Source organism: uncultured Henriciella sp., assembly GCF_964005855.1.
Taxonomy (GTDB): Bacteria; Pseudomonadota; Alphaproteobacteria; order Caulobacterales; family Hyphomonadaceae; genus Henriciella.
Genome location: NZ_CAXFSW010000012.1, coordinates 14,713 through 41,704 on the forward strand (window position 1 = coordinate 14,713; position 26,992 = coordinate 41,704).

Genomic DNA, 26,992 nt, shown 5'->3' on the forward strand with positions numbered 1-26,992 from the left:
CGGCATGAAGGCCCTCGTTTTCATTGCGACATTGTTTGCCCTTTCCGGCGCAGCCTCCGCGGCGCCGGAAGGGTCAGCCCGCCCGTTCACCATGGAGCGGACGGCGACGTGGACAATGGAGAGCGCCCAAGGCACGACCTACCGTCTCTATGTGCACACGCCTGAGGCCCCGCCGCCTGAAGCGGGGTATCCGGTCCTCTACCTTCTGGACGGGGATGACACGTTTGCGATTGCCGCAGCCACATCGGAGCGGTTCACCAAATATGCAGCCGATCACGGTTTCGAGGCCGGCCTTATCGTGGCGATTGGCTATGAAGGGGCGACACGGCGGTTTTTTGACTACACGCCGGCCTCGCCGCTCACCGAGGACCGGGCCGGACGCCCGCTCGGTGGGGCGAATGCCTTTCGAAAGACGCTGATCGAGGAGATACGGCCGCAAATTGAAGCCGCCTATGAGATCGACCAATCGAGGCAGGCGATCTTCGGCCATTCCTTTGGCGGGCTCTTCATTCTCGACACGCTACTGGAGGACCCGTTCCTCTTCGAGACTTGGGTCATGGCAAGCCCATCCATCTGGTTCGGCGGTCGCGCCGTCCTGGAGAATGAAGATGGCCTGGCTGCCCGGCTGGATAGCCAGCGGCCAAGACGGGTCGTCATCACGGCTGGCGAACTGGAAACCAGGGTCCCACCGGCTCTCAGCGGCCAGCCGGAAGCGCCCCTGAGCCTGCGCGGTGAAGTGGAGGCTCTTGCGGCGCGGTGGTCGGACATGGACGGATTGTCCGTGGACGCGCGTATCCTCAGGCAGGAATCGCATGGGGCGACGATGTTGTCCGGCGTCGGGCTGGCAGTCATGTATGCCTTTGCAGGAGGCCCGTTATGACAATTGCGCTCCTGACGCTTGCGAGCGGTCTTGCCCTTGCGGCGTCGCTGGCTTTCTATCTTGGCGCACCGAGCCAGCGCATTCTGGACAAGCGTCTGGCGCTTGGTCCATGCCTCGGCGCTGGCTTTGGCCTCGCTGCCCTGTCTCTCATCCTGTTTCTTCAGGTCAGCGGACCTGCGGCCTCGGTCTTCATCGTGATGACGCTCATTATGGCGGCATGGTCCGGTCTGCCTTTCCTGATGGCGGTGCTGCGTCCCGGCCAAAGGAGGCGGACATGAGCGACCGGCCTTTCCGCTATTCAAGCCGCAACTGGTTCGGCAAGGCCTCGGCCGGGCTGATCCTCGGTTTCGTGATCGCCATCGCGCTCAGCGGCGTCTGGGCCTGGGCCGGTCCCGGTGGTCTCATGGCCTCGTCGATCAAGACGCAGCTCAACATGTGGATGGTGCCCCCGATCTGGGCGCTCATTCTGAGCCTGTGTTTCTTCTTCCGCTCCGGGGTGAGGGCGTGGGCATGGCTCGGCCTTGCCGCGGTGATCTGCGCCGGCGCGCTGTATGTAGCCAAATTCCTGGTGGGAGGTCTGACATGATCCGAGCCGATGTCGTGAAAATGTACAAGGATGTGCACACCTGGGTCGGCATCCTTTCGGGTCTGGCCCTGTTCATTGCCTTCTATGCTGGCGCAATCACCATGTTCGAAGGGCCACTGAAACAGTGGGCCTCGCCGCCGTCAGACCTCCCAGCGCCGGTCCCGTTCGAGCGTAGCGCCGAGCTCGTCGAGAAAACCATCGCCGCTCATCCCGAAGCGGCTGGAGGCTACACGCTTCATATCGAGACCGACGCAGCAAATCCGGCGCGGATGAGCTGGCTCGTCTGGCCGGAAGGGCGCTCACGCGGGGCGCCGAATGAGACCTGGTTCTCCGCGCTGGACGCGAATGGTGAGCTTGTGGTGGCGCAGGATGGCTCGACCCCGGTGGCGCAGTTCATTGACGTGCTGCACCAGCAGGTCGGCCTGCCGCTCGATCATGAGCTGGCCATGCTGATCATGGGGGCCGTCAGTCTTCTTTATTTCGTGGCGTTGGTCTCGGGTGTCATTGTCTTTCTGCCGGGCGTGGCGAAGGATCTCTTTGCCCTGCGTATCGGGCGCAATCTCAAACGGATGTGGCTGGACGTGCACAATGTGCTCGGCGTCTTCAGCCTGCCCTTCCACATCATCATGGCGCTGACGGCGCTGGTCTTCGCCTTCCACGACCAGATCTATGATCTTCAGAACGAGATTACCTATGACGGGCAGATCGCGCAGATGTTCGAGGCGGGTGAACCGGTCCATCATGTCGACATCGATCCGGCCCGCGACTTCCTTGAGCTGCCGGACCTGCTGGCCCGCCTGGACGCACAGGTGCCGCAATTCAGCATCCAACAGATTCAATATATGGTCCGGCCCGGTAATGAGGCTGAAGTCATGGCTCGCGGGATTGATGACCGCTATGGTCACCGTGGCCCCGACTTCGGCATGGCGGCGATCAATCCCTATACCGGCGATATCATGTCCCGGACCTATCTGCCGGGGCAGCAGCCGGCGTCAAGCGCGGTCCTGACGAGCTTTTTTGCGCTGCACTTTGGCAATTTCGGGGGAGTGCCGGTGCGCTGGGGGTATTTCTTCCTCGGGCTCGCTGGCGCCTTCCTCTTCTATTCGGGCAATCTTCTCTGGATCGAGAGCCGCCGCAAGAAGGCGCGCAAGTCCAGCCCTGACCCCGTGCAGCCCCTCAAGACAAAGGTGCTGGGGGCTCTCACGGTGGGCATTTCGCTCGGCTGTATCGCTGGCATCTCGCTGACGCTGTCGGCGGCCAAATTCCTGCCCGGACGGGTCCAGGATCTCGAACTCTGGCACAGCCTTATCTATTATGGTGTGTTCATCGCCGCAATCGGCTGGGCCTTCCTGCGCGGGACCGCTCGCAGCGCGGTGGAGCTGCAATGGGCCGCGGCGGTTGCGACGCTCAGCATCCCCCTTGTCAGCGTGCTGTCAGTCCTCGTGCCGGGCCTTGGCTGGACACATCCCGGCCAGTCCTGGCTGGTTGAGATCACGGCGGTGGCCGGTGCGGGCCTCCTGTTCTTCACCGCCCATCGCACGCGCCGGCGCATCCGGCAGGCGCCTGAAGACAGTATCTGGTGGGCTGGACCTGCGAGATCGTCAGCTGTGACCGAGAGCGCGCATCATGTCGCTGCTGAATAGGGCGCGCGGGGGGCTTCCCTCTGCGACTAGCCGCCCGCCAGCCTGATCCGGCGTCCGGCGCTCAGATGGTTCGCGGCGTTGACGATGGCGTCGGTGTCGATCTGGTAGTGTTTGTGCAGGTCCGGGATGGTGCCGGTCTGGCCGAAGTGTTCGACGCCCAGGGGCGCCGTCATGTGGCCGGCGACGGAGCCGATCCAGGCGAGGGTGGCGGGATGGCCGTCCGTGACGGTGATGAGGGTCGCGTCGCGCGGGACCTTTGCCATCAGCCGTTCGATCTGGCTTTGGGCGCTGCTGTGGCCCTTTGCGCGGGCGCGGCGGGCAGCGGTCCAGCCTGAATTGAGGCGGTCCGCAGACGTCACGGCGAGAACGCCAATGTCGCGGCGGTCATTGCCGATGCGGCCTGCCGCTTCGATGGCTTCCGGGGCGATGACGCCCTGATAGGCGATCACGACCTCGCAATTGGGGCCCGGTTCACGCAGCCAGTAGGCGCCGTCGACGACGCCGCGGCGGAACTCTTCGTCATCGCGGTTGCGGGGGCCGAGCTGTTCGATGGGGCGGGTGGAGAGGCGGAGATAGACCGAGCCGCCGGTCTCATCCCGCAGCCATGTGCGCTCGTCCGGGTCATTCTCGCCGGAGCGCTGAAGATAGTCGAAGCTCCAGTCCATGATGATGGAAAGCTCATCGAGGAAGGCCGGTTCAAAGCTGACGAGGCCGTCCTGGCTCATGCCGATAAGCTGGGTCCCGACAGACTGGTGGGCGCCGCCTTCGGGGGCGAGCGTGATGCCGGACGGGGTGCCGGCCACGATGAAGCGGGCATCCTGATAGCAGGCATAGTTTAGGGCATCGAGGCCGCGCGCGATGAACGGATCGTACAGTGTGCCGATGGGGATGAGCCGCGTGCCGAAATGGCTGTGGGCCAGGCCGCATTGGCCAAGGTGAAGGAAGAGGTTCATCTCCGCGATGCCGAGCTCGAAATGCTGCCCTTCGGGGGAGAATTCCCACTTCTGGGCGGACGGGATGGACTGTTCCTTGAAGGTGTCCGAGACCTCACGCCGGGCAAAGAGCGAGCGGCGATTGACCCAGCCGGTGAGGTTGGTCGAGGAGGTCACGTCCGGCGACATGGTGACGATATGGTCGGCGAGGTCGGAGTCGCCGCGGGCTAGCGCATCGAGGATCTTGCCGAAACCGGCCTGGGTGGCCAGTTCGCGGTCATCGAGCCAGACAGGGCCGGGGGATTTCACGGCGGGGGCGGTATAGCGGCGCGTGCCCTTGGCGAAGAAAGGGACGGTGTCGAGGAAACTCTGGAGGCCGTCCTTGTCCTCGACGGTGGCGAACTTGTCCCACTCCTCGCCTTCCGGAACGCCCATGCGCTTCTGGAAGTCGGCGAACTGGGGATTGTTCATGAAGCCGCCATGATTGTCCTTGTGCCCGGCGAGCGGGGTCTGCCAGCCCTTGATCGTGTAGGCGAGGAAGACGGTCGGCTTGTCGTCGTCGATCTTGTCGAAAGCCTCGGTGAGCGTTGCGAGGCACTGGCCGCCGAGATTGTTCATCAGGGCGTCGAGTTCTTCGTCGCTGCGCTTGTCGAGGAGGGCGGAAACGTCGCCCTGATCGCCGATGTCGTTCATCAGGCGTTTGCGCCAGGCCGCGCCGCCTTTGTAGGTGAGGGCGGAGTAGTCCATGTTCGGGCAGTTCTGGATCCACTCCTTCAGGGCTTCGCCGCCCGGTTCCTTGAAGGCTTCGCGCTGGAGCTTGCCGTGGCGAAGGACCACGGTGCGCCAGCCGAATGCCTTGAAGATGGCGTCGATCTTTTCCCATAGGCCCTCATGGACGACGCCATCGAGGCTCTGGCGGTTGTAATCGATGATCCACCAGGTGTTGCGGAGGTCGTGCTTCCAGCCTTCCTGCAGGCACTCATACACATTGCCTTCGTCGAGTTCGGCGTCACCAACGAGCGCGACCTGACGGCCCAGTGGCGTGTCGCCCAGCCAGCCCTTGGCGGCGACATAGTCCTGAACGATCGAGTTGAAGGCGGTGGCCGCGACCCCGAGACCGACAGAGCCGGTGGAGAAGTCGACATCGTCTGTGTCCTTGGTGCGGCTGGGATAGGACTGCGCGCCGCCATAGCCGCGGAAATTTTCGAGCTTCTCGCGCGTCTGGTTGCCCATCAGGTATTGCATCGCGTGGAAAACCGGCGAAGCGTGCGGCTTCACAGCGACGCGGTCTTCCGGCTTCAGCGTGTTGAAATAGAGCGCCGTCATGATCGGCACCATGGAGGCGCAGGACGCCTGGTGCCCGCCGACCTTGATCGCGCCGTCTTCCTTCTTGCGGATATTGTTGGCGTTGTGGACCGTCCAGGCCGACAGCCAGAGAAGGCGCTGTTCGATGGTTTTGAGATGATCGAGATCGGCGGTCATGGCTGGCCCTTGCATTTGCAACAGTCTTGTGTGTGCGGGTGTGGCATGAAGTGGCGCGCCAAGTCCATCCGGCGAGCCGTGTCGGCAGCAGGCTGGGGATAGCGAAACCCGGGCAATTGCAGCCGAGCCTGCCCCTTCGAGGGCTTGTGACTTGATAGGCGCAGAGACGTCGGCTTTAGCTGGCGCGTGTAGAGACAAACATTGCCGGGGAGGCACGTATGAAAGTTTGGGTTGTGGCTGCAGCAGGGCTTGGCGCTGTCTGGATGGGGGGTGCAAGTGAGGCGCAATCCTTCCTGACTATCGAGGCAGACCCGGCCATTCCGACACTGGAAGAGGTCGCGGGGCATGTGCCAGGCGAAGAGATATCAACGCCGGTCGAGGCCATCGACTATATGGAAGCGCTGGCGGAAGCTGCACCCGACCGGATGAAGCTCACCGAATATGCCGAAAGCTGGGAAGGGCGCCCGCTCGTCTATGGCGTGATCTCCTCTGCGGAAAACATGGCGCGGCTCGATAAGATCAAGGCAGATATCGCCCGGCTCGCCTCGGCTGAGGACCTCTCTTCGGGCGAGCGCGATACGCTCATCGATGAGACGCCCGCTGTGGTGTGGCTGTCCTATGGCGTCCACGGCAACGAGATTTCGAGCACGGATGCGGCGCTGACGCTCGCCTATCACCTGCTGGCTGCGGAGAATGATCAGACGGTCGATACCATCCTGGACAAGACGATTGTCGTGATCGATCCAATGCAGAACCCGGACGGGCGGGCGCGCTTCGTCAACAGTTTCGAGGCGGCACGCGGGATCGAGCCCCTTGCCGACCGATATACGGCCGAGCATGACGAGCCGTGGCCGGGCGGGCGGTTTAACCACTATCTCTTCGACATGAACCGCGACTGGTTCACGCTGTCCCAGCCGGAAACGCGCGGCCGCGTGGCCAGCATGCTGGAATGGCATCCCGTCGTCGTGGTCGATGCCCACGAAATGGGCGGGGACGAGACCTATTTCTTCGCACCGTCGGCCGACCCGTTCAATCCGAACATCACCGAGCTCCAGAAGGAGAAACAGGTGCTGATCGGCCGCAATCATGCCCGCTGGTTCGATGAGCGCGGCTATGACTATTTTACCCGTGAGGTCTTCGACGCCTTCTATCCCGGCTATGGCGACATGTGGCCGACGCTCGGCGGGGCGATTGCCATGACCTATGAGCAGGGCTCTGCGCGAGGGCTGGCCTATGAGCGGTCGACCGGCGATGTCCTGACTTATGAACAGGGGGTGGAGCAGCATTTCATCGCGACGCTGTCGACGGCGGAAGTGGTGGCGAATAACAAGGATTTGTTCCTGTCGGACTTTGCGACCTACCGGCGTGAGGCGGTGGCAGATGCGCGCGGGGCGAGCGACCGGTATTTCGTCTTCGACCTGTCGGACCGCCGCTGGCAGGCCGAAACCCTTGGCCGCAAGCTCGCCGCGCAGGACATCGTGGTGCAGCGCCTTGCGCCCGGCGCGCAGGTGTGCGGCGTGCGCTATGAGGACGGCGCTCTGGTCATCGACCGGGCCCAGCCTGCCGGCAAGCGGATCACGACGCTCTTGAGCGAGGAGACCAGCCTGCCGGAGGATTTTGTCGAGGAGCAGGAGTCGCGCCGCGACCGGGGCCTCAATCATGAGCTTTACGATGTGACAGCATGGTCCATGCCGCTGATGGAGGGCGTCACGAGCCGCACTTGCGGCCAGGTGAACCTGTCCGATGCCAGCCGGGTGAGCGCCGATGACCCGGTCCGCGCGATAACGGCGTCCGGCGCAGCCTATGGCTATGTGGTGCCGTGGAGCGATGCGGGGCAGGCCAGGCTTGTTCTGGCGGCGCTGGAGGCGGGTCTCTCCGGCAAGGCCACGGTAGAGGAATTCACGGTGCAGGGGCGCGAATATCCACGCGGCTCGGTCGTCTTCCCGCTCAGCGCCAATGATGGCGATATGGCGACCACGCTGAATACGCTCGCGACCGAGATCGGCGCGGAGTATGTGGCGTTGCAGTCGAGCTGGGTCGAAGAGGGCCCCAACTATGGCAGCGACAAATTCGTGGCGCTCAGCTTTCCGAAGGTCGCCATGGCCTGGGGCGAGGGCACGAGCGCCACGGACGCGGGTGCGGCGCGCTATGTGCTGGAGCGTGAGCTCGGCATTCCGGTGGCGCCAATCCGTGTCGGCACGTTGAGCCAGGCTGATCTTGGGCGCTACGACGTGTTGATCCTGCCGGATGCCGGCTGGGGATTTGAGGGCGAGTTCGGCGCGGGCGGCATGTCGGCCGTGTCGGCTTTCGTGCGCAATGGCGGTGTGCTGGTCGGCTTCGAAGGGGCCGTCGGGGCGCTGACAGGCGAAGATGGCCTTCTGTCTGCGCGGCGCGAAACCGCCTATTTGGAAGAAGAGAAAAAGCCGAGAAATGGCGAGGATACGGGACCTGCGGACGGGACGGTCATCGCGGATGAAGATGCCTATGAGACGATGACCGCTGACCCGGAAGCGAGCCCTGACGGCGTGCCGGGTGTCCTTGCCAATGTCGTCGCCGATACCGATCACTGGCTGTCTTCCGGCTATGAGGAGGCTGTGGCGCTCTATCAGGGCTCGACCATCTACGGCCCGCTCAATGAGGCCGATGGCACCAACGTCTTCCACTATGCAGCGGCAGACGATCTGGTGGCGAGCGGCTATCTGTGGGAAGAGAACCGGGCGCAGCTGGCCTACAAGCCTTACCTCATGGCCCAGGAGCAGGGGGCCGGGACGGTGATCGCCTTCACGCAGAGCCCTGTCACGCGGGCCTATCTGGACGGGCTTAACCTTCTTCTGGTGAATGCGGTCCTCTTCGGGCCGGCGCATACACGCTAAGACGTGGAACCGCGCTTGCGACTTGCCCGTTTCCTTATGTGAACAGCAATTACAAAGGAGACCCGCGATGAGCGAGCGCGACCATCAGAGAGTTGAAGAAGTTGAACGTCAGCGCGGCTATGGCGAGGGCTTCAAGAAAGGCGAAGATGTCGAGGACCAGTCTACGGACGGTGCAGGCTATAAGGACGGATCGCCCGTTGCCGATCAGCAGGCACATGAAGCCGACCTCGTTGTCGACATGGACGATGAGCGCCTGCCGAACGTGCCGAATGATGACCATGATGATGATTCAAGCGCCACCATAGACGGTCATTCCAAGATGAAGAAGAAGCCCGACGGGCACCTTCTGGAAGACGCCTATTCAGTGGTCGATCCGGATGTGGAAGACCCCAAGCGCTAGAGATTGAATGAGAAAGCCCGGCCAGAGCGCCGGGCTTTTTTCATGCCGGACAGTTTGGGGCTTGGACAGGGCCGTCAGGCTGTTAACACTGATCACCTTCTCCGCGTGTGTGCGGAAGATATCCAAGGAGCCCCCACCATGAAATTGAGACACCTTCTCGCCGCGACATCCGCAGCGGCATTGATTGCAGGCGGCATGGCCCATGCCCAGGACCAGACCGCCCCTGCCGACAAGAGCGTGGAAGAGGCGGGCTCTGAGGCGCCGGCCGCCGCAGAGACGGCCGAGACCCAGACATGGGACGCCTATATGGCAAACTTCCTCGAGACCTATTTCGAGATGAACCCGACCTTTGCCATTTCGCAGGGCAAGCATGAGTTCGACGGCCAGCTGCCGGATTGGAGCGAGGCGGGCCTGCAGGCGCAGATCGACATGCGCAAGCAGATGATCGCAGATGCCGAGGCGATCGATCCGGCCAGTCTGAGCGAGGCCGATGCCTTCGAGCGCCAGTATCTGATCAACACGATGGAAGGCGAGCTGTTCTGGCTGGAAGAGGCCGACTTGCCGCACCTTAACCCGGATTTCTATCTGGGGCCCCTCAGCCCGAGCGTCTATGTCGCCCGGCCCTATGCGGATGCCGAAACGCGCATGCGCGCCTTTATCGACTATGCCCGTAATGTTCCGGCCGCGACCGAGCATGTGAAGGCCAATCTTCAGGTGCCGATGCCGGCTACCTTCGTGAAACTTGGCACGTCAGGCTTTAATGGCTTTGCCGACTTCTATGAGAATGGCGCGCGCGAAGCATTCGCAGAAGTCGATGACGCCGAACTGCAGGCCGAATATGACGAGGTCGTCGCCGAGGCGGCGGCTGCGATGCGGTCGGTGGCCGACTATATCGAGAGCGAGCCTGCAACCGAGCGCGGCTATGAGCTGGGCGCGGAAAAGTTCTCCGACATGGTGCGCCTGACCGAAGGCGTCGATATTCCGCTTGAGGAGCTCCGCGCTGTTGGCGAGGCGGACCTTGCTTCCAATCAGCAGGCGCTGGCCGATGCCTGCGAGACCTTCGCGCCGGGCATGAGCATGGCCGACTGTATGGGCAAGATGGCGGCCAACAAGCCGGAAGAGGGCCCGGTCCAGGAAGCGCGCGAGCAGCTGCCCGGCCTGAAGGCCTTTCTGCTGGAAAAAGACATTGTCAGCATTCCCGGGACCGAAGAGGCGCTGGTCAAGGAAAGCCCGCCCTATCGCCGTCAGAACTCGGCCTATATCTCCATTCCGGGGCCTTATGAAGAAGGCCTGCCATCGGTCTATTACATCTCACCGCCGGACCCGAGCTGGGACGAAGCGACCCGCGCGGCCTATATTCCGGGCAAGATGGACCTTCTCGGCACGTCGGTTCACGAAGTCTGGCCCGGCCACTTCCTGAACTTCCTGCATGCCAACCGGTCCGATTCCGTCTTCGGCCAGATGTTTGTGGGCTATGCCTTCGCAGAAGGCTGGGCGCACTATACCGAGGAAATGATGCTGGATGCCGGCCTTCATGATGGCGATGCTGAAACCAAGGTCGGTCAGCTGGCAAATGCGCTCCTGCGCAATTGCCGTTACCTCTCGGCCATCGGTCTCCATACCGGCGAAATGACGGTGGATGAGAGCTTCGAGTTCTTCCAGGACGAGTGCTATATCGATCCGGGCAATGCGACCCAGCAGGCCGCGCGCGGAACGTATGACCCGGCCTATCTGAACTATACGCTGGGCAAGCTGATGATCCGCAAGCTGCGCAATGACTGGGTGGCGGCGAACTACCCGGATGCGACCGGCACAGAGGGCTGGAAGGAATTCCACGACGAATTCCTGTCCTATGGCGGCCCGCAGATCCCTCAGGTCCGTCAGGCCATGATGGGTGAAGATGAGGCCCATGCGGTCTTTGGCGAATAAGGCTGGCATCAGGCCAAATGATCAGAGGCCGCCTCCGGGCGGCCTCTTTTTTTGGGCGAAGGAGCGGGGGCTCGAGCGAAGGCCAATTTCGCGCGGGGGTGAAAAAGTAATGAAATCATAACGTCAGCGCGGAAATATCTCTCGTGTTACGAGGAGAAGCGATCATGACCGCAACCCCAGACTGCAACCGGTGCAGGGATAGCGCGCCACTGGACGTCGATATCACCATGGCCTTCCAGCCCATCGTCGATACGGGCAGTGGGCAGGCGCGGGCCTATGAAGCGCTGGTCAGGGGGGTGAATGGGGAAGGCGCAGGCGCGGTTCTTTCCCGGGTAGACGATAACACCCGCTATTCCTTCGACCAGCTCTGCCGCACTACGGCGATCCGCGCCGCGTCCGCGCTCGGCTTGAGCGAGGCCGATCATTCGCCGCTCCTGTCCATCAACTTCCTGCCGAACGCGGTATATGAACCGCGTGCCTGCATCCGCCAGACGCTGAACGCGGCGATGGCGACAGGATTTCCGGTCGAGCGGATCATGTTCGAGTTCACCGAGAATGAGCGGATGGATACCGACCACCTTCTGAATATCCTGCGCACCTATCGCTCCATGGGCTTTGCGACGGCGATTGACGATTTCGGCGCCGGTTATGCAGGGATGAATTTGCTGGCGGCCTTTCAGCCCGACTTCATCAAGCTCGACATGGACCTCATCCGTGGCATCGAGGCGAACGAGCAGAAGAAGATCATTGTGGAGGGAATCCTGAAGATTGCCCGCAAGCTGGACGTCACGCCGATCTGCGAGGGCGTCGAGACGGCTGAAGAGTATGAGACTCTGAGCGAAATGGGCGTCGAGCTGATGCAGGGCTATTATTTCGCGCGGCCGGAGATCGACGCGCTGCCGGTGGGCGGCTGGGCCCAAGGTGAGTTGAAGAGGGCCGGTGCGCGGTAGGCGGGAAGCTTATTGCGCGGAGAGTCCACCATTTGACGTCGCGGTTTGGCGAGATGTCTGGAGATGGGCTCCCATACCGCTTCGCGGTCAGGAGTGAGGCCTGATTTCTGCGACCCTCCATAAAGAAAAAAGCCCGGCCGTTTCAGCCGGGCTTTTCGTTTGTCTGGTAGTGAGCGGCCCTAGAGGGCTTTGACGATGTTCTCCACCATCTTCTTGGCGTCGGACAGCAGCATCATTGTGTTGTCCTTGAAGAAGAGCTCGTTCTGGATGCCGGCATAGCCAGAGCCCATGGAGCGCTTGATGAAGAGCACCGTGCCAGCATCCTCAACATTGAGGACAGGCATCCCGTAGATTGGCGAGGACTGGTCGGTCTTCGCCGCCGGATTGGTCACATCGTTCGCACCAATCACGAAGGCAACGTCAGAGGTGTTGAACTCGGAATTGATGTCTTCCAGCTCGAACACTTCGTCATACGGCACCTGCGCTTCGGCGAGCAGGACGTTCATATGGCCTGGCATACGGCCAGCGACCGGGTGGATGGCGTATTTCACTTCGACGCCTTCTTCCTTCAGAAGCTCTGCCATTTCCTTCAGCGCGTGCTGCGCCTGGGCGACCGCCATGCCGTAGCCCGGCACGATGATGACCTTGGAGGCATTCTTCATGATGAAAGCGGCATCGTCAGCTGAGCCCTGCTTGAACGGGCGGTCGACCTGCGCGGCCGGATCGGCGCCGCCACTGTCGTCCGCGCCGAAGCCGCCGAGGATCACCGAGATGAAGCTGCGGTTCATGCCCTTACACATGATGTAGGACAGGATGGCACCCGAGGAGCCGACAAGCGCGCCGGTGATGATCAGGGCGAAATTGCCGAGCGTGAAGCCGAGCGCGGCCGCGGCCCAACCCGAATACGAGTTCAGCATCGAGACGACGACCGGCATGTCCGCGCCGCCAATCGGGATGATCAGCGTGACACCCAGGACGAAGGCAAGGACGGTGAGCGTCCAGAATGCCCAGGTGGCAGCGCCGCTGGACATGATCAGCACGACCACGAGGGCCACGATGGCGGCGGCGAGCGCAATGTTCAGCAAATGCCTCGCCGGCAGGATGATCGGGGAGCCCGACATATTGCCGTTGAGCTTGGCAAAGGCGATCACCGAGCCGGTAAAGGTCAGCGCGCCGATGGCGGAGCCAACCGAAAGCTCGATCAGCGAGACCAGATGGATATCGCCGACAACCCCGATGCCGAAGCCGAGCGGGGCGTAGAGGGCGGCGGCTGCGACCAGCACGGCAGCCATACCAACCAGTGAGTGGAAGGCGGCCACAAGCTGCGGCATCGCGGTCATGGCGATGCGGCGCGCGGTGATTGCACCGATCACCCCGCCGACGGCCACGGCCGCTATAAGGATGCCCCATGTGGTGACATCAAGGCTTTCCCAGAGCAGGGCAAGTGTGGTGGCGACGGCAATTGCCATGCCGATAATGCCGTTGCGGTTACCGAGACGCGCCGTTGCCGGGCTGGACAGCCCGCGCAGCGCGAGGATGAAAAGCATGCCCGCGACAAGATAGAGAAGCGGGGCCCATGTGTTGGTGAACTGTTCCAAGGTCTACTCCCCCTTCTTCTTGTACATGGCCAGCATGCGCTGGGTGACGAGGAAGCCACCGAAAATGTTCACGCTGGCGAGCGCGACGGCGACACCGCCGAGGATCTTGGCGGTCCAGCCGCCATTGATCGCGCCCGAGGAGGCCGCCGCGACGATGGCACCGACCACGATCACAGAGGAGATCGCATTGGTGACAGCCATGAGCGGGGTATGGAGGGCCGGGGTCACCGACCAGACGACATAGTAACCGACGAAGCAGGCCAGCGCGAAGATCGCGGCAAGGAAGACCGTCGGGTTGATTGCCGTCACTTCGGCGGCGTGGGCTGGCAGGGCCAGCGCGAGCGCCGAGAGAATTACGGGTATGGCTTTCATGATTTCAGCCTTTCATTCACGGTTTCGCCGCCCTTGGTGAGGATCATCGCGGTGACGATCTCGTCATCGGTCTCAAGGTTGAGGGAGCCATCCTCTGCCGTGATAAGCGGCAGGAAGGCGACGAGGTTCTTGGCGTAAAGCGAGGAGGTATCGGCGGGAAGGCGGGCAGGCAGGTTGGAGAAACCGGCCACTTTGACGCCGTTCACGTCGACGACTTCATCGGGCTTGGACAGCTTGCAGTTGCCGCCGGTGGCGACCGCCATGTCGATAATGACTGCGCCCGGCTTCATCGCCTTCACCATATCCTCGGTCACCAGTTCCGGTGCTGGGCGGCCCGGAATAAGGGCCGTCGTGATGACGATGTCCTGCTTGGCGATATGGGTCGCCGTCAGTTCTGCCTGCTGCTTCTTGTAGTCGTCCGACATTTCCTTGGCGTAGCCGCCAGCGGTCTCGGCTTCCTTGAACTCCTCATTCTCGACCGCGATGAACTTCGCGCCGAGAGAGGCGACCTGTTCCTTGGCGGCCGGGCGGACATCTGTGGCAGTTACCACGCCGCCAAGACGGCGGGCGGTGGCAATAGCCTGGAGGCCAGCGACGCCTGCGCCCATGACGAAGACCTTGGCCGGCGCGACCGTGCCGGCGGCTGTCATCATCATTGGCAGGGCGCGGCCATACAGAGCCGCACCTTCGATCATGGCGCGGTAGCCAGCGAGGTTTGACTGTGAGGACAGCGCATCCATGGACTGAGCCCGCGTGATTCGCGGGGTAAATTCCATGGCAAGCGTGTTGAGCTTCTTCGCATTGAAGGCGTCGGCAAGGTCGCCCATGCCGAACGGGTTCATCAGGGCGATGACCGTCAGGCCTTCGGGATAGCTTGCCGATTCCTCGGCGCTCGGCGCGCGGACCTTCATGAGAAGATCGGCGCCGTTCAGCGCTTCGCTGGCCGAGCTGGCGATCGTTGCACCTTCATCTGAAAAAGCCTTGTCTGGAAAGCCTGCGGCCACACCGGCACCTGTCTCAATGGTGACTGTGTGATCGAGGCCGACAAGCTTCTTCACCGATTCCGGGGTTGCCGCGACTCGCGTCTCTCCCGGACTTGTTTCTTTCAAAATTGTCAGCTTCATGTGGCGTGTGATCGGAAAATTTTTGCGTGAAAGCAATAGCAAGACAAAGGAAGAGGCATGGAATTGTTTGATTTAACCGGAAAGACGGCCTTGATTACCGGAGCGTCCGGCGGCCTGGGTGGAAGTTTTGCGCGGGGCCTGTCTGAGGCCGGAGCCACTGTCGTGCTCGCCGCGCGGCGCCTTGAGAAACTTGAGGCGCTGGCCGGGGAAATCAAATCGGCCGGCGGGAAGGCGCTTGCGGTCTCCATGGATGTGACCGATCCGGCGAGCGTCGAAGCGGCCTTCAAGACAGTTCAGGATGAGCTTGGCGGCCCGGCCGACATCATCGTCAACAATTCCGGTATCTCGCGCGACAACTGGTTCACGCAGATGACGGAGGAAGACTGGCGCGCTGTCATGGATTGTAATCTGGACGGTGTCTGGCGGGTCGCGAAGGCCGGCGCGAATGCGCTGATGGAGGCCGGTAAGCCCGGGTCGATCATCAACATTGCGTCCATTACTGCAAAGCGGCCCCAATATACGATCGCAGCCTATGCGGCCTCCAAGGCGGCGGTGGAGCACTTCACGCGCGTAATGGCGCTGGAGCTGGCGCGTTACGGCATCCGAGCGAATGCGCTGGCGCCAGGTTATTTCAAGACCGACATCAATGACGAATTCCTGGAGAGTGAGCCCGGCGACAAGATGCGCAAACGTATCCCAATGCGCCGCTTTGGCGACCATAAGGAATTGACCGGGGCGCTTCTCCTTCTGGCTTCGGATGCGGGCAGCTATATGACGGGCACGACGATCGCCGTCGATGGCGGGCATCTGGTCAGTACGCTTTAGGGTGTTCTCCGCAGCACCTGTTTCAGGCCTTGGGCTCTGGTTGGTCTTCCGGGAGTTTCTCGGTGCCATCCAGAGACTGGTCGCCAAGCTCAATATCTGAAGGGCGAGCAGGCGGGGTAAAGGCCATGGGCTCGTCGGAGACCTCCGCGCGGGCACGGATGCGCGGGAAGGCTTCGGGATGTTCGGCCTGCAGCCAGTTGATCATCTGCTCGCGGATATAGCAGCGAAGGTCCCAGGCGCGGGGGCTCGTGCTGGCGGTGGCGAGGGCGCGCACCTGTATGGTCATCTTGTCGGTTTCGGAGACCTGAAGGTTGCAGACTTCACCGTCCCAGAGGTCGGTCGTCTTGAGGATTTCTTCCAGCTTGTCGCGCATCTTCGCCACCGGTGCGCGATAGTCGAGCCACCAGTAAACCGACCCGATGATCGTCCCGGTCTTGCGCGTCCAGTTCTGGAAGGGCTTCTCGATGAAATAGGTGAGCGGCACGATGAGACGGCGCCGGTCCCAGATGCGCACGACGACGTAGAAGAGGTCGATTTCCTCGATCCATCCCCATTCATTTTCCAGCACAACAGCATCCTCGATCCGGATGGGCTGGGTGAAGGCGATCTGTATGCCTGCGATAAGATTGGCGAGAACGGGACGCGCCGCCAGGCCCACTGCGATACCGACAATGCCGGCGGAGGCGAGCAGGGACACGCCGAGCTGACGCGCCCAGGGCACAACGACGAGGGCGCAGGCAAGCGTCGCAATGGCGCCGATCACGATAATGACGCGGCGCATGACGTCGAGGCGGGTTGCCGTCTTGCGGGCGAGGAAATTGTCGGAGGCGTCAATGTCGAGCCGCGAGATGCGGCGCTTGATGGCAAGGTCGGTCAGGGAAGTGACTGCCCAGCCTATGGCGATGATCGTCAGGAAGCGCGATGCGATCAGCGTGGCCGCCACATAACCGCTGTCCGGCCAGAGATATTCGGCCCCGGCCCACCCACCGATTGAAACAAGCATGATGAGCACGGGCACCCTTAGCCTGGCGATCCAGGCGAGCTTACCGGGTGCGCGTGTATCCATGTCGTCTTCCTGTGGTTGCTGGCGCTTAGCTATCTTAACGCAGTTCGAGACGGCCCGTTGCGGGCCTTGCGCCGGACGGGGTAATTTCGCGGCCGATGCCTTCCGATTGACCAATGAACGCAATTTTGTGCGTCTCTTTGTCTTTTATGAAATTTGACAAGCTGCGGCTGGCGTTCAGGTCGAAGCGCCATATGATGATGTAACGAAGCTGCGCGAAAGAGAACATCATGGGCATTCGGAAAGCAGTGCTGCCGGTCGCCGGGCACGGGACGCGGGTGCTGCCCGCCTCCAAATCCATCCCGAAGGAGCTATTGCCGGTCGTCGACCAGCCAGTGCTCCAATATGTGGTAGATGAAGCACGCGAAGCGGGAATTGAGCATTTCGTTTTCGTGACGGGCCGCGGGAAGGGCGCCATCGAGGACTATTTCGACGAAGCCTTCGAACTGGAACATTCGCTCGCCCAGAAATCCTCCAAGGCCGACATCCTGAAAGATGTCCAGCGCACGAAGCTCGCCCCCGGTGCGGCGAGCTTTACCCGGCAGCAGGCCCCGCTCGGTCTTGGTCATGCGGTCTGGTGCGCCAAGGATATAATCGGCCATGAGCCGTTCGCCGTCCTCCTGCCGGATGTGATCCTGCGGGCCAAGCCCTCGGCGCTCGCGCAGATGGTCGAGGCCTATGACAGGGTCGGCGGCAATATCGTGGCGGTCGATCCGGTGCCTGAGGAAAATGTGTCATCCTATGGCGTGATCGCCCCCAAATCGCGTGATGGACGGCTGATCGAGATGAGCGGCATGGTTGAGAAACCGCCGCGTGAGGAGGCCCCCTCAAACCTCAAGATTACCGGACGCTATATCCTGCAGCCTGAGATCTTCGGCCTGTTGGAAGACCAGGGCAAGGGGGCTGGCGGGGAAATCCAGCTCACCGACGCCATGGTCAGGCTGATGGAGACGCAGGACTTCTTTGCCTATGAGTTCGAGGGTGAAGAGTTCGACTGCGGCTCCAAGGCAGGCTATTTCAAGGCCTGTGTGGCGCACGCGCTTGCCCATCCGGAAACGGCAGAGGCGGCAAAGACTATCCTGAGAGATTATTCTGGAAACCTGTAATGTCGGACGAGACGAGCCTACCCAGCCAGCAGGACGTGCTGGACGCGGCGCGTAGGGTGCATGGGCATGTAAGACGTACACCGGTCCTGCAGAATGAGGCGCTGAATGAGCTTGCGGGCGCAAGCCTTTGTCTCAAATGCGAAAACCTTCAGCTGACCGGCAGCTTCAAGATCAGGGGGGCGACCAATCGCCTGCTGCAATTGCCGGCGGAGGCGCGCGAAAAAGGCGTGGTGGCCTTTTCATCCGGCAATCATGCGCAGGGTGTGGCCCGTGCGGCGCGGGTTTTCCAGATGCCCGCGCTGATCGTGATGCCAGCCGATGCCCCGGCCATCAAAGTGGAAGGCGTGCGCCGCGACTGCGCTGAGATCCGGCTCTATGACCGCGACGGCGAAAGCCGCGAAGAGATTGCCGCCGAAATGGCAAGGGAGCGCGGGGCGACGCTCGTGCCGAGCTTCGACGATCCGTACATCATCGCAGGGCAGGGGAGCGCCGGGGTCGAGTTCGGCCAGCAGATGCGGGACGCGAATACGCCGCTGGACCATATCATCTGCTGTGCAGGCGGCGGGGGGCTGATCAATGGGCTGACGCTCGGCTATCGCAGTTTTGACCCTGATATCCGGGTCTGGTCCGCTGAACCCGAAGAGCATGATGACTGGCGGCGGTCTCTGGCAGCAGGTGAGATCAAGCCGAATGCACCGGGAACCCGGTCTATCTGCGATGCCATCCTGACGCCCGCGCCGAGCGAGCTGACCTGGGCGCTGGGGCGCGAGCTTCTGGCTGGCGGGCTGGCTGTCAGCGACGATGCGATCAAGGAAGCGATGCGGCTGGCTTTCCGCCATCTCAAGCTGGTGCTTGAGCCGGGCGGTGCGGCGGCGCTGGCCTGCGCGCTGTTCGACCTGCCAGAAGAGGCGAAGGGCAAGCGGGTTGGCGTGGTCCTGTCAGGCGGGAATGTCGATCCGGCGCAGTTCGCGCGGATCATCGGCGCCTAGTTTTCCTTGAGGATACGCGACTTTTCGCGCTGCCAGTCGCGCTTCTTGGCCGTCTCGCGCTTGTCTGGCGCCTTCTTGCCGGTCGCCAGACCGATGAGAAGTTTCGCGATGCCCCGGTCATTGAAGTAGAGCTTGAGCGGCACAATTGTGCGCCCGGCCCGCTCCACCTTCTGCGACAGCTCTGCGATTTCGCGCTTTGAGGCGAGCAGTTTGCGGCGCCTGCGAGGATCATGGTTGAACTGGTTCGCGCCCTCATAGGGCGGGAAATCCGCGTTCACGAGCCAGAGCTCGCCATTTTCCACGGCGGCATAGGATTCGGCGATATTCGCGCGGCCATTCCGCAGGGATTTGACCTCGCTGCCTTTCAGTTCGAGGCCAGCCTCCAGCGTGTCCTCAACCTGATAGTCGAAGCGGGCGCGGCGATTCTCTGCCACGAGGCCGTCATTGCGGCCCTTGATCTGGGTCTTTCTGGACATGGGAGGCTATATAAGGCCTGCGATCTCCATTGCAGCCTCTATTCTGCGACGCGACGCTTCATCCGGGCCGACAAGCGGCAGGCGAAGCTCATCGCTGCAGAGGCCAAGACGCGAGAGCGCATATTTGGCCGGGCCGGGAGAGGGCGTGCAGAAGAGCGCCTTGTGAAGAGCGATGAAGCGGGTTTCGATCTCGCGGGCTGTCTCAAGGTCGCTCTCATCCATCGCCTTGTGCATGCGCGCCATTTCGGCGGGCGCGACATTCGAGGTGACGGAGATACAGCCAGTGCCGCCCATCGCGCGGTAGCCGAGGGTCACAGGGTCCTCACCGCAGATCTGGACGAATTGCTCGCCTTTCAGCCCGGCTGCATGCAGGCTGACGCGTGCAAGGTCGCCCGTGGCGTCCTTGATACCGACAATGTTTGGGTGCTTGCCGAGGCGGATCACCGTATCCGGCTGGACGTCGGACACTGTGCGTCCAGGCACGTTGTAAAGAATGATCGGCAGCGCCACAGTATCCGCAATTGCGCGGAAGTGGGCTTCGAGCCCGGCCTGATCGGGCCGGTTGTAATATGGGCAGACACAGAGGGCCGCATCCGCGCCGGCATCCTTGGCGTGCTGGACGAGGCCAATCGCCTCGCGGGTCGAGTTGGAGCCTGCGCCTGCGATAACCGGAATACGCCCGGCGGTTACCTCGATGCAGAGGCTGACGACCTCGCGGTGTTCTTCATGGCTGAGCGTGGCCGATTCGCCTGTCGTGCCGCATGGGACGAGGCCGCCGGCACCGTTCTCGATCTGGCGCTCGACGAGGTCGGCAAATGCTTTCCTGTCGACCTCCCCATTCTTGAAGGGAGTGATAAGCGCCGGAATAGAACCTTGGAACATCGTAATCTTGCCGCGAATTATATGTTACACAAATTGTCGAAATAGACGATATTCGTCTCTTACACGTCAGCAGCCATTAGAAAACAGGCAGGCCTTCATGGGCGTTAGCACATACCGCGCAATTTCCGCAGCCATCTTACTGGCATCGGGTTCACCGATTGCAGTTGCTGCGCCATCTTCCTCGCCGAGCGTCAAACCAGATCTGGTGCCGGCCTCCAGCGTGGTCTCTACAACGGAGGCCCGTATTTTCCGTGACGCCATCACATCGATGGAGCGGGGCGACTGGAGCACGGTGCGAGCCCTGCAGGCGCGGACCGGTGACGAGACAGTCCGCGACCTAATTGCCTGGTTCCGCGGCCGCAGCGACCAGAATATGTCGTTCGACGAGATGACGACGCTTCTGCGCGAACGCGCCGACTGGCCATTCATGACGACGCTTCAGGTCCGTGCTGAGGAGAACATCAACCGTTCTGCTCTCAACGATCAACAGAAGATCGCCTGGTTCAGCGAGATGGGCGGGCCCGTATCCGGAGAGGGGCGCTTTGCGCTGGCAGAAGCCTATCGCCGTAGCGGCGAGGCGCAGAAAGCGATGGACGTAATTCGGGAAGCCTGGCATGGCAATACGCTCGACAGCGCCACGACCCAGGCCGTGCTCGACCAGTATGGCGGTCAACTCACTCAAGCCGATCATCAGACGCGGGCCGACTTCCTGCTGTGGACCAATCAGCGCACGGCGGCGACGCGGCTGAAGGATTATGTCGGTGCAGACTGGGCAAAGCTGATCGATGCGCGCTATCGCCTGCAGGCACGCGCGGCTGGTGTCGATGCGGCCGTGGACGCGGTGCCGGCTTCCTTGCAGAACCACCCCGGTCTGGTCTTTGACCGTGCAAACTGGCGTAAAAAGGCCGGACAAGGCGACGATAACTGGGTTCCGCTTCTGGCAAGCATTGATGGCACGCAAGTACCGCCTGCCGGCCAGGACGACCTCTGGAATCTGCGTCACTGGCCGATCCGCAAGGCGCTGACCGACCGCAATTTCCAGCTCGCCTATGACATGGCTTCCCGCCACGGGATGAGTTCGGGCGCCAATTTTGCAGAAGCCGCATGGGTGTCCGGATGGACGGCCCTGCGCCATCTCAACCAGCCGGCAATGGCCCTGCCGCACTTCAAGGCGCTGGAGACCGGTACCTCCACGCCGATCAGTCAGGCGCGGGCGCTCTACTGGCAGGGGCGCACCTATGAGGCGCTGGGAAATAATACGGAAGCCACCGCCGCCTATGAGCGCGCTGCGCAGTACCCTTATGTGTATTATGGACAATTAGCGGCCGAGAAAGTCGGCAAGACACGGATCTATCTGAAGACCGAGTCGGACGTCACGGAGGCGGAGCGAAACGCCTTCATGAGCCGTCCTCAGGTCAAGGCTGCCATCCTGCTGGCCGAGAATGGTCAGGAAATGGATTTCCGCCGCTTTGCCTACAATATAGACGACATGCTGGAGACGGAGGCGGAGTATGTCCTGCTGTCGCAGGTCGCCAATGACTATCTCTATCCGGAAGTCGGCGTGCGTGGGGCGAAGGCTGGCCTTGCCAAGAATGTGGTGGCGCCGCAGGCCGTCTTTCCTATCCCCGACTATCCGTTGCAGCGCGAACCTAATGTCGAACGCGCCATGATCTATGCGCTGGCCCGTCAGGAAAGCGAGATGAACCCGTCTGCCGTATCACACGCCAATGCGCGCGGCCTGATGCAGTTCATTCCGAGCACGGCGCGCGCGGAGGCGCAGAAGATTGGCTTGCCGTATCGCACCTCCTGGCTGACCGATGACCCCGGCTACAACATGACGCTGGGGGGCGCGCATCTCGATACGTTGCTGGGCCAGTTCAATGGCAGCTATATCATGACGGCGGCGGCCTATAATGCCGGTGCGTCGCGTCCGCGGCGGTGGCTGCAGGATTATGGCGACCCAAGGACCGGAGCTATAGATCCTATCGACTGGGTCGAACTCATCCCTTTCGCCGAGACGCGGAACTATGTTCAGCGCGTGCTAGAGAACACGCAGGTCTATCGCCAGCGTATTCAGGGTGAGGCCGTAGAAATCCGTCTGACGGAAGACCTCAACCGCGGCCGGTTCTAGACATTTCGCGCAAACGAAAAGGCCACCCCGAGGGGGTGGCCTCCGTGAGCCGGATTGGCTCCTGAATCCCGGCGGGCTCAAAAAGCCTGCCTGATGTCAGTGTTAGGAAACAAAGAGAGGCTGCTCTCCAAGTCCACCAACACGAACGGATCCATTTGCCGTTCCTGGTTTCTCACTCGACATTGGATCACCTCCTTTCAGCTGTTGAACAGTAACACCGACCGCGACAGGCGCCCGGTGCCGCCAAATAGACCACGACTCGGGGCGATTCAAAGGGCGACACGGAAAAAACCCGGCTGCGGGGGCAGCCGGGTCATTTGTCAGGCAGTTTCTGGTTGCGGCTTTATTGTGCCAGGATGCCGATGGCGAGGCCAACGATGGCGCCCGTGGCCACTGAAGTCAGCACAGCATCATTGCTCCCGCGATGGTGGACCCAGCGATGGCCGCGGGGCGGGTTATAGAGTCCATAGCGGCCATAGTCGCGAATGACGATTGTGTCTGCGCCATAGTTAAAGTGGCTGCCAATCCTGTATCGCGGGTGATAATAGCCGCGATTATAGTGGTAGACCACGCGCGGGCGCGTGCGATAGGCCGGAACGTTATAGTAGTTGTGCGTTACGACGCGTCCGCGATTGTAATAACCGCGATCATAATAGCCGCGATTGTTGTGGTAGCGATTATACCGGCGCCAGTCGCGGCGATGGTCGCGTCTGTCGTAACGGTCTCTACGATGATGCCTGTAGCCACGGTCGCGATGACGATCCCCGCGATCATAATGGCCTCTGTCATAATGGCCGCGCTCATAGCGGTCGCCGCGCTGGTCTGCCATAGCGACGGGGGTCAGGGTTGCAAGCGCGAGGGCTCCTGCAGCACCTATACGGAGAAAGAACGTCTTGAATGCCATGAGGAACCTCCTTTGGCTCGCCTACTGACCGGCCGGGCCGGTTTTCTTCGTCTTTTTAATACAAGCGTTAACCCTTTATAGGGTTCCCAGCTTGAACCCTAGCTGAACAGGTCCTTCATCATGGCCGGACAACAAGACCTCGAAATAAACGACGAGATTACAGTCCCTTACTGGGAGCTCGTCGAAACATTCACGCGCTCTTCGGGGCCCGGCGGGCAGAATGTGAACAAGACGTCCAGCGCGGTGCAGCTACGCTGGAATGTCGACGCGTCCTCTGTTCCTTCCCGCATCAAGGCGCGCTTCCGGCAAATCTGGAAGAACCGCATGACGAAGGAGGGCGACGTGATCGTGGAGGCGAGCGAGCACCGCTCGCAGGCGCGTAACCGGGAGGAAGCGCGCAAGCGGCTCACCTCTATGATCGCCAAGGCGGCGCGGCGGAAAAAGCGCCGTATCCCGACGCGGCCGACGCGCGGCTCCGTCGAGCGGCGGATCAAGGCCAAGAAAGAAACCGGCGAGAAAAAAGCCCTGCGCGGGAAAGTGGATCCCAAGGGATGAGGAGACGGCGCAGGTCATAAAAGAAACGCCGCCCCAAAGGGACGGCGTTTCCATATGGATATGCTGTTCTGACGCCTATTCGATCACGGCGCAGGCGACGCGGCCGCCGGCCCCGCCAATCGGCTGGCTCATATGGTCGTCGCGGCCCTCATGGATGATTGCGGCGCTGCCATCATCATCAAGGATGTCGGACATCGACACGTAATTGGTGAAGGTCTCGTAATGGGCTGAGCCATCGGAGGCGACATAGAGATTCGTCAGATCGCCCGGCTCCGGCCCTTCTGTATTCAGCAGGCCATGGCCGCCTTCGATCTTGCCAATATGGCCGCCCGACGCCTTGTACTCACCGGTATCGCTGCAATCGCCGGTCTGGTGAAGGTGGATGGCATGCCAGCCCTCTGTCAGGGAGCCATCCTCAATCGTGACTTCGATCAGGACGCCATTTGGGCCTTCGACAAGATTGATGTCGCCGATGGCATTGCCATCATCGCCGAGCAGCTCACCCGTGGCGCGCATCATGGAGGGAATGGATTGCTGGCCATCACCTTCCGGCATCTCTGGCGGGGTTTCAGCCTGCACGGTCTCGCCGGATTCAGGCGGCGTTGGCGCCTCTTCCTGGGCGTTTGAGGTCTGCTGGCTGCAGGCAAAGGCAACGGCGATGGACGCGGTTGCGGCGGAAAGGGCTAGGAAGCGGCTCATGGAGATTCTCCTTGGTGTTTGTGTCCGGACCTTGCAATCAGGTTAGACATACCAACACCTAAATGGAACTCGTGTTCCGGCGAGACGGATCGATGGGAAATCGCGACCGCGCAGACAGAATTCTGGTTGAGCTTGGACATTTTGACAGCCGAGCGGCGGCCCAGGCGGCCATTGCCGCGGGCCGCGTTCGTGTGAATGGCGTGCCACTCGCCAAGCCGTCGGCCAGGATTGGCGAAGGCGACCGGATCGAGGCCGAGCCAGCGCACCCCTATGTCTCACGGGGGGGATTGAAGCTCGCTCACGCGCTGGATGTATTCAGCGTTGATCCGGCGGGCCGCCATTGCCTGGACATAGGCGCCTCGACCGGAGGCTTCAGCGATGTCCTTCTGCAGCGGGGTGCAGCTAGTGTCCTGGCCGTCGATGTCGGGCGCGGACAGCTGCATGAGCGGATCGCCGCTGACGCTCGCGTGACGTCTCTGGAGGCCACTGACGCACGCCACCTCACGGGGGATATGCTGACTTCGCCTCCATCGCTCATTGTCTGCGATGCCAGTTTCATTTCGCTTCAGAAGCTTCTGGGCGTGCCCCTGTCGCTCGCGCGGGAGGGCGCAGACCTGGTGACCCTGTTCAAGCCGCAATTCGAGGTCGGGCGGGCCTATGTCGGCAAGGGCGGGTTGGTCAGCGATCAGGCCGCCGTTGAGCGGGCGGAGACCGCTTTCTGCGACTGGCTGGCCGATATGAAATGGGCTGTCAGTGCGCGCACTGACAGCCCAATCAAGGGAGGCGACGGCAATGCCGAACGCCTCATTCATGCGGTGAAAGCCTAACCTGCCGGGCCGCGGCGTCCGCCACCGCTCTCGCGGCGCGAGAGGAAGGCAAGGCGTTCAAACAGGGCGACATCCTGCTCATTCTTTAGAAGCGCGCCATGCAGCGGCGGGGTGAGCTTGTCGGGATCCTGCTCCTTCATGGTCTCGAGGTCGATGTCCTCATTCATGAGGAGTTTGAGCCAGTCGAGAAGCTCACTGGTGGATGGCTTCTTCTTCATGCCCGGCACTTCGCGCATCGAATAGAAGGTGGTGAGCGCTTCGGCGACGAGCTTTTTCTTGATGCCCGGATAGTGGACGTCGATGATTTCCTTCATCGTCTGCTCGTCCGGGAATTTGATGAAGTGGAAGAAGCAGCGGCGCAGGAATGCGTCCGGCAGTTCCTTCTCATTGTTCGAGGTGATGATAACGAGCGGGCGCTGCTTGGCCTTCACGGTTTCGTCGGTCTCGTAGACATAGAACTCCATACGGTCGAGTTCCTGCAGAAGATCGTTCGGGAATTCGATGTCGGCCTTGTCGATCTCGTCGATCAGAAGGATCGGACGCTCCTCGGAGGTGAACGCCTCCCAGAGCTTGCCCTTCTTGATATAGTTGGAGATGTCCTTGGCGCGCTCTTCACCCATCTGACCATCGCGAAGGCGTGAGACGGCGTCGTATTCGTAGAGGCCCTGCTGCGCCTTGGTCGAGGATTTGATGTGCCATTCGATCAGCGGGACGCCCAGTGCCTTGGCGACCTCGATGGCAAGCACCGTCTTGCCTGTGCCCGGCTCGCCTTTCACCAGAAGCGGACGCTGAAGCGCGATAGCCGCATTGACGGCAACGCGCAGATCCTCGGTTGCAACATAGTCCTGTGTGCCTTCGAAGCGCATGCATTTCTCCAATTCGTTTCCACGCGCGATGATAAGGACAGGATGACGAAGGGCAACCGTCCCAAGTCGCATAACTTGGCGTCAATCGTGCCAAATTGGGGCACTTTCAATTGATATTAACCTTACAATTCGTATTAAATCTGCCATATCGAATGTGGGGAACGGGGAGCGCGCGGAATATGCCGCTGAAACTTTCACTCAAACCCGGCGAAGCCGTGGTCGTGAACGAGGCTGTCATTCGCAATGGCGAACGGCGTGGGACGATGCTGCTTGAAACCAAAGCGCGCATCCTGCGTGAGCGCGATGTGATGTTTCCTGAAGATGTCCTCACCCCTCATGATGCGGCCTATTTCGCCCTGATGCAGATGTATATCGTTGGTGAGACGTCGGGCCAGCTCTATGATGCGGCGATCACTGCCCTGACCGATCTTCTTGAAAAGAGTACGGACCAGACTGAGCGCGACGCCGTACTCAGAATCGCGCAGCTCGTTGCCGCAGGCGATCTTTACAAGGCGCTGGGTGGCTGCCGGAAGCTTCTGAAAACTGTTCTTGCAGAGGCGGACCATGCCTGAAAGCCGAGCAACCATTATGTCCAGTTCTTCCGATACCGACCAGACGACAATACTGAGCGACCTTTCGGCCGCGATAGAAGCGCTGGAGAAAGGCAAAGTTTCGGCGCCTGTCAGAATTGAGGTAGAAGACGGCATCGCCCTCGAAGCGCTGGAAACGTGCGAACTTGCCGCCCTGCTACAGCGCGCCAGGGGGCTTCGCCTTATCACCATGCTGGCCGCCGGAGAGAACGTGGAGCGCCCCGCGAATATGCGCCTAGACAAGCCAGCCCTGCATCCCCGCGTCAGGGAGATACTGGACGCGCTGAAATAGGCCCTATATGGCGCTGCC

At 61.6% G+C, this 26,992-nt stretch carries 27 protein-coding genes; 16 read left to right on the forward strand and 11 right to left on the reverse strand.

The features are described 5' to 3' along the window. The first annotated feature begins 4 nt into the window (after positions 1-4). Genes ABNU55_RS11860 through ABNU55_RS11875 form a run of 4 tightly spaced genes read left to right on the forward strand, consistent with a single transcriptional unit; the run spans position 5 to position 3,109 of the window. On the forward strand, positions 5-880 hold the full coding sequence (locus ABNU55_RS11860; protein WP_290754361.1) for an alpha/beta hydrolase-fold protein: 876 nt from the start codon (positions 5-7) through the stop codon (positions 878-880). Next, complete coding sequence (locus ABNU55_RS11865) at positions 877-1,158, forward strand: hypothetical protein (RefSeq protein ID WP_290754360.1); 282 nt, start codon at positions 877-879, stop codon at positions 1,156-1,158. Before ABNU55_RS11860 ends, ABNU55_RS11865 begins: the two co-directional genes overlap by 4 nt. Next, positions 1,155-1,466 (forward strand): hypothetical protein, encoded by a 312-nt coding sequence (locus ABNU55_RS11870; RefSeq protein WP_290754359.1) that lies wholly within the window; start codon positions 1,155-1,157, stop codon positions 1,464-1,466. The genes ABNU55_RS11865 and ABNU55_RS11870 overlap by 4 nt, the downstream gene beginning before the upstream one ends. Beyond that, positions 1,463-3,109 carry a PepSY-associated TM helix domain-containing protein gene (locus ABNU55_RS11875; RefSeq protein ID WP_348764377.1) on the forward strand — a complete coding sequence of 549 codons (1,647 nt, stop codon included), beginning with the start codon at positions 1,463-1,465 and terminating at the stop codon, positions 3,107-3,109. Before ABNU55_RS11870 ends, ABNU55_RS11875 begins: the two co-directional genes overlap by 4 nt. 26 nt (positions 3,110-3,135) lie before the next feature. Here ABNU55_RS11875 and ABNU55_RS11880 read toward each other — a convergent pair whose 3' ends face one another. Continuing rightward, complete coding sequence (locus ABNU55_RS11880) at positions 3,136-5,523, reverse strand: transketolase (RefSeq protein ID WP_348764378.1); 2,388 nt, start codon at positions 5,521-5,523, stop codon at positions 3,136-3,138. 218 nt (positions 5,524-5,741) lie between these two features. Here ABNU55_RS11880 and ABNU55_RS11885 point away from each other — a divergent pair, with 218 nt between their 5' ends. The 4 genes from ABNU55_RS11885 (at position 5,742) to ABNU55_RS11900 (ending at position 11,675) form a co-directional block, all read left to right on the forward strand. After that, complete coding sequence (locus ABNU55_RS11885; RefSeq protein ID WP_290753906.1) at positions 5,742-8,396, forward strand: M14 family metallopeptidase; 2,655 nt, start codon at positions 5,742-5,744, stop codon at positions 8,394-8,396. Between the two features lie 67 nt (positions 8,397-8,463). Next, entirely contained in the window at positions 8,464-8,796 is a 333-nt protein-coding gene (locus ABNU55_RS11890; RefSeq protein WP_290753908.1) for a hypothetical protein, read from the forward strand. A 138-nt stretch (positions 8,797-8,934) separates the two neighbouring features. Beyond that, the gene (locus ABNU55_RS11895) at positions 8,935-10,725 is read left to right on the forward strand and encodes a DUF885 domain-containing protein (RefSeq protein ID WP_290753910.1); all 1,791 of its coding nucleotides are present in this window, start codon (positions 8,935-8,937) and stop codon (positions 10,723-10,725) included. Positions 10,726-10,889: 164 nt separating this feature from the next. Then, positions 10,890-11,675, forward strand: coding sequence for an EAL domain-containing protein (locus ABNU55_RS11900; protein ID WP_290753911.1), 786 nt, complete (start codon positions 10,890-10,892; stop codon positions 11,673-11,675). Positions 11,676-11,854: 179 nt separating this feature from the next. On the opposite strand, the gene ABNU55_RS11905 is transcribed toward ABNU55_RS11900, so the two are convergent. From ABNU55_RS11905 to ABNU55_RS11915, 3 genes are read right to left on the reverse strand one after another with little or no spacing between them, the layout of a single operon-like run. Next, positions 11,855-13,273 carry an NAD(P)(+) transhydrogenase (Re/Si-specific) subunit beta gene (locus tag ABNU55_RS11905; RefSeq protein WP_290753912.1) on the reverse strand — a complete coding sequence of 473 codons (1,419 nt, stop codon included), beginning with the start codon at positions 13,271-13,273 and terminating at the stop codon, positions 11,855-11,857. A 3-nt stretch (positions 13,274-13,276) separates the two neighbouring features. After that, positions 13,277-13,582 carry a proton-translocating transhydrogenase family protein gene (locus tag ABNU55_RS11910; RefSeq protein WP_348764382.1) on the reverse strand — a complete coding sequence of 102 codons (306 nt, stop codon included), beginning with the start codon at positions 13,580-13,582 and terminating at the stop codon, positions 13,277-13,279. Between the two features lie 59 nt (positions 13,583-13,641). Further along, the gene (locus tag ABNU55_RS11915) at positions 13,642-14,769 is read right to left on the reverse strand and encodes a Re/Si-specific NAD(P)(+) transhydrogenase subunit alpha (protein WP_290753914.1); all 1,128 of its coding nucleotides are present in this window, start codon (positions 14,767-14,769) and stop codon (positions 13,642-13,644) included. A gap of 57 nt (positions 14,770-14,826) precedes the next feature. Here ABNU55_RS11915 and ABNU55_RS11920 point away from each other — a divergent pair, with 57 nt between their 5' ends. Next, positions 14,827-15,594 (forward strand): glucose 1-dehydrogenase, encoded by a 768-nt coding sequence (locus tag ABNU55_RS11920; RefSeq protein ID WP_290753916.1) that lies wholly within the window; start codon positions 14,827-14,829, stop codon positions 15,592-15,594. A 22-nt stretch (positions 15,595-15,616) separates the two neighbouring features. Here the strand turns inward: ABNU55_RS11920 and ABNU55_RS11925 are convergent, their stop codons facing one another. Together ABNU55_RS11925 and ABNU55_RS11930 are read right to left on the reverse strand one after the other, a co-directional pair. Beyond that, positions 15,617-16,660: a mechanosensitive ion channel family protein gene (locus ABNU55_RS11925; protein ID WP_290753917.1), complete on the reverse strand. Its 1,044-nt coding sequence runs from the start codon at positions 16,658-16,660 to the stop codon at positions 15,617-15,619. 34 nt (positions 16,661-16,694) lie between these two features. Beyond that, positions 16,695-16,895 carry a hypothetical protein gene (locus ABNU55_RS11930; RefSeq protein ID WP_290753919.1) on the reverse strand — a complete coding sequence of 67 codons (201 nt, stop codon included), beginning with the start codon at positions 16,893-16,895 and terminating at the stop codon, positions 16,695-16,697. On the opposite strand from ABNU55_RS11930, the gene galU reads away from it, so the two are divergent. Both galU and ABNU55_RS11940 read left to right on the forward strand, forming a co-directional pair. Continuing rightward, positions 16,888-17,763 carry a UTP--glucose-1-phosphate uridylyltransferase GalU gene (galU, locus tag ABNU55_RS11935; protein ID WP_290753921.1) on the forward strand — a complete coding sequence of 292 codons (876 nt, stop codon included), beginning with the start codon at positions 16,888-16,890 and terminating at the stop codon, positions 17,761-17,763. The genes ABNU55_RS11930 and galU overlap by 8 nt on opposite strands. Continuing rightward, positions 17,763-18,752, forward strand: a complete 990-nt coding sequence (locus ABNU55_RS11940; RefSeq protein WP_290753922.1) for a threonine/serine dehydratase — start codon at positions 17,763-17,765, stop codon at positions 18,750-18,752. Before galU ends, ABNU55_RS11940 begins: the two co-directional genes overlap by 1 nt. Here the strand turns inward: ABNU55_RS11940 and smpB are convergent. Continuing rightward, on the reverse strand, positions 18,749-19,228 hold the full coding sequence (gene smpB / locus ABNU55_RS11945) for an SsrA-binding protein SmpB (protein WP_290753923.1): 480 nt from the start codon (positions 19,226-19,228) through the stop codon (positions 18,749-18,751). The two genes, ABNU55_RS11940 and smpB, sit on opposite strands and share 4 nt — an antisense overlap. A gap of 6 nt (positions 19,229-19,234) precedes the next feature. Continuing rightward, the gene (gene dapA / locus ABNU55_RS11950; RefSeq protein ID WP_290753924.1) at positions 19,235-20,110 is read right to left on the reverse strand and encodes a 4-hydroxy-tetrahydrodipicolinate synthase; all 876 of its coding nucleotides are present in this window, start codon (positions 20,108-20,110) and stop codon (positions 19,235-19,237) included. Between the two features lie 97 nt (positions 20,111-20,207). Here dapA and ABNU55_RS11955 point away from each other — a divergent pair, with 97 nt between their 5' ends. Beyond that, on the forward strand, positions 20,208-22,241 hold the full coding sequence (locus ABNU55_RS11955) for a lytic transglycosylase domain-containing protein (protein ID WP_290753925.1): 2,034 nt from the start codon (positions 20,208-20,210) through the stop codon (positions 22,239-22,241). A gap of 343 nt (positions 22,242-22,584) precedes the next feature. On the opposite strand, the gene ABNU55_RS11960 is transcribed toward ABNU55_RS11955, so the two are convergent. After that, positions 22,585-23,145 carry an RcnB family protein gene (locus ABNU55_RS11960; protein WP_290753928.1) on the reverse strand — a complete coding sequence of 187 codons (561 nt, stop codon included), beginning with the start codon at positions 23,143-23,145 and terminating at the stop codon, positions 22,585-22,587. Between the two features lie 120 nt (positions 23,146-23,265). On the opposite strand from ABNU55_RS11960, the gene arfB reads away from it, so the two are divergent. After that, complete coding sequence (arfB, locus tag ABNU55_RS11965) at positions 23,266-23,700, forward strand: alternative ribosome rescue aminoacyl-tRNA hydrolase ArfB (RefSeq protein WP_290753931.1); 435 nt, start codon at positions 23,266-23,268, stop codon at positions 23,698-23,700. Between the two features lie 75 nt (positions 23,701-23,775). On the opposite strand, the gene ABNU55_RS11970 is transcribed toward arfB, so the two are convergent. Continuing rightward, the gene (locus ABNU55_RS11970; protein ID WP_290753934.1) at positions 23,776-24,399 is read right to left on the reverse strand and encodes a superoxide dismutase family protein; all 624 of its coding nucleotides are present in this window, start codon (positions 24,397-24,399) and stop codon (positions 23,776-23,778) included. Positions 24,400-24,491: 92 nt separating this feature from the next. Between ABNU55_RS11970 and ABNU55_RS11975 the strand changes: the two genes are divergently transcribed. Then, positions 24,492-25,226 (forward strand): TlyA family RNA methyltransferase, encoded by a 735-nt coding sequence (locus ABNU55_RS11975; RefSeq protein ID WP_348764379.1) that lies wholly within the window; start codon positions 24,492-24,494, stop codon positions 25,224-25,226. Here the strand turns inward: ABNU55_RS11975 and ABNU55_RS11980 are convergent. After that, positions 25,223-26,092 carry a MoxR family ATPase gene (locus ABNU55_RS11980; protein ID WP_290755335.1) on the reverse strand — a complete coding sequence of 290 codons (870 nt, stop codon included), beginning with the start codon at positions 26,090-26,092 and terminating at the stop codon, positions 25,223-25,225. The two genes, ABNU55_RS11975 and ABNU55_RS11980, sit on opposite strands and share 4 nt — an antisense overlap. Positions 26,093-26,271: 179 nt before the next feature. Between ABNU55_RS11980 and ABNU55_RS11985 the strand changes: the two genes are divergently transcribed. Continuing rightward, positions 26,272-26,664: a flagellar biosynthesis repressor FlbT gene (locus ABNU55_RS11985; protein WP_290755333.1), complete on the forward strand. Its 393-nt coding sequence runs from the start codon at positions 26,272-26,274 to the stop codon at positions 26,662-26,664. Positions 26,665-26,680: 16 nt separating this feature from the next. Beyond that, positions 26,681-26,974, forward strand: coding sequence for a hypothetical protein (locus ABNU55_RS11990; RefSeq protein ID WP_290755330.1), 294 nt, complete (start codon positions 26,681-26,683; stop codon positions 26,972-26,974). Positions 26,975-26,992: the final 18 nt, after the last annotated feature.

Coding starts and splice junctions, on each gene's coding strand:
- ABNU55_RS11860 (WP_290754361.1), top strand. CDS start 5: ATGAAGGCCCTCGTTTTCATTGCGACATTGTTTGCCCTTTCCGGCGCA.
- ABNU55_RS11865 (WP_290754360.1), top strand. CDS start 877: ATGACAATTGCGCTCCTGACGCTTGCGAGCGGTCTTGCCCTTGCGGCG.
- ABNU55_RS11870 (WP_290754359.1), top strand. CDS start 1,155: ATGAGCGACCGGCCTTTCCGCTATTCAAGCCGCAACTGGTTCGGCAAG.
- ABNU55_RS11875 (WP_348764377.1), top strand. CDS start 1,463: ATGATCCGAGCCGATGTCGTGAAAATGTACAAGGATGTGCACACCTGG.
- ABNU55_RS11880 (WP_348764378.1), bottom strand. CDS start 5,523: ATGACCGCCGATCTCGATCATCTCAAAACCATCGAACAGCGCCTTCTC.
- ABNU55_RS11885 (WP_290753906.1), top strand. CDS start 5,742: ATGAAAGTTTGGGTTGTGGCTGCAGCAGGGCTTGGCGCTGTCTGGATG.
- ABNU55_RS11890 (WP_290753908.1), top strand. CDS start 8,464: ATGAGCGAGCGCGACCATCAGAGAGTTGAAGAAGTTGAACGTCAGCGC.
- ABNU55_RS11895 (WP_290753910.1), top strand. CDS start 8,935: ATGAAATTGAGACACCTTCTCGCCGCGACATCCGCAGCGGCATTGATT.
- ABNU55_RS11900 (WP_290753911.1), top strand. CDS start 10,890: ATGACCGCAACCCCAGACTGCAACCGGTGCAGGGATAGCGCGCCACTG.
- ABNU55_RS11915 (WP_290753914.1), bottom strand. CDS start 14,769: ATGAAGCTGACAATTTTGAAAGAAACAAGTCCGGGAGAGACGCGAGTC.
- ABNU55_RS11920 (WP_290753916.1), top strand. CDS start 14,827: ATGGAATTGTTTGATTTAACCGGAAAGACGGCCTTGATTACCGGAGCG.
- ABNU55_RS11925 (WP_290753917.1), bottom strand. CDS start 16,660: ATGGATACACGCGCACCCGGTAAGCTCGCCTGGATCGCCAGGCTAAGG.
- galU (WP_290753921.1), top strand. CDS start 16,888: ATGGGCATTCGGAAAGCAGTGCTGCCGGTCGCCGGGCACGGGACGCGG.
- ABNU55_RS11930 (WP_290753919.1), bottom strand. CDS start 16,895: ATGCCCATGATGTTCTCTTTCGCGCAGCTTCGTTACATCATCATATGG.
- ABNU55_RS11940 (WP_290753922.1), top strand. CDS start 17,763: ATGTCGGACGAGACGAGCCTACCCAGCCAGCAGGACGTGCTGGACGCG.
- smpB (WP_290753923.1), bottom strand. CDS start 19,228: ATGTCCAGAAAGACCCAGATCAAGGGCCGCAATGACGGCCTCGTGGCA.
- dapA (WP_290753924.1), bottom strand. CDS start 20,110: ATGTTCCAAGGTTCTATTCCGGCGCTTATCACTCCCTTCAAGAATGGG.
- ABNU55_RS11955 (WP_290753925.1), top strand. CDS start 20,208: ATGGGCGTTAGCACATACCGCGCAATTTCCGCAGCCATCTTACTGGCA.
- ABNU55_RS11960 (WP_290753928.1), bottom strand. CDS start 23,145: ATGGCATTCAAGACGTTCTTTCTCCGTATAGGTGCTGCAGGAGCCCTC.
- arfB (WP_290753931.1), top strand. CDS start 23,266: ATGGCCGGACAACAAGACCTCGAAATAAACGACGAGATTACAGTCCCT.
- ABNU55_RS11970 (WP_290753934.1), bottom strand. CDS start 24,399: ATGAGCCGCTTCCTAGCCCTTTCCGCCGCAACCGCGTCCATCGCCGTT.
- ABNU55_RS11975 (WP_348764379.1), top strand. CDS start 24,492: ATGGGAAATCGCGACCGCGCAGACAGAATTCTGGTTGAGCTTGGACAT.
- ABNU55_RS11980 (WP_290755335.1), bottom strand. CDS start 26,092: ATGCGCTTCGAAGGCACACAGGACTATGTTGCAACCGAGGATCTGCGC.
- ABNU55_RS11985 (WP_290755333.1), top strand. CDS start 26,272: ATGCCGCTGAAACTTTCACTCAAACCCGGCGAAGCCGTGGTCGTGAAC.
- ABNU55_RS11990 (WP_290755330.1), top strand. CDS start 26,681: ATGTCCAGTTCTTCCGATACCGACCAGACGACAATACTGAGCGACCTT.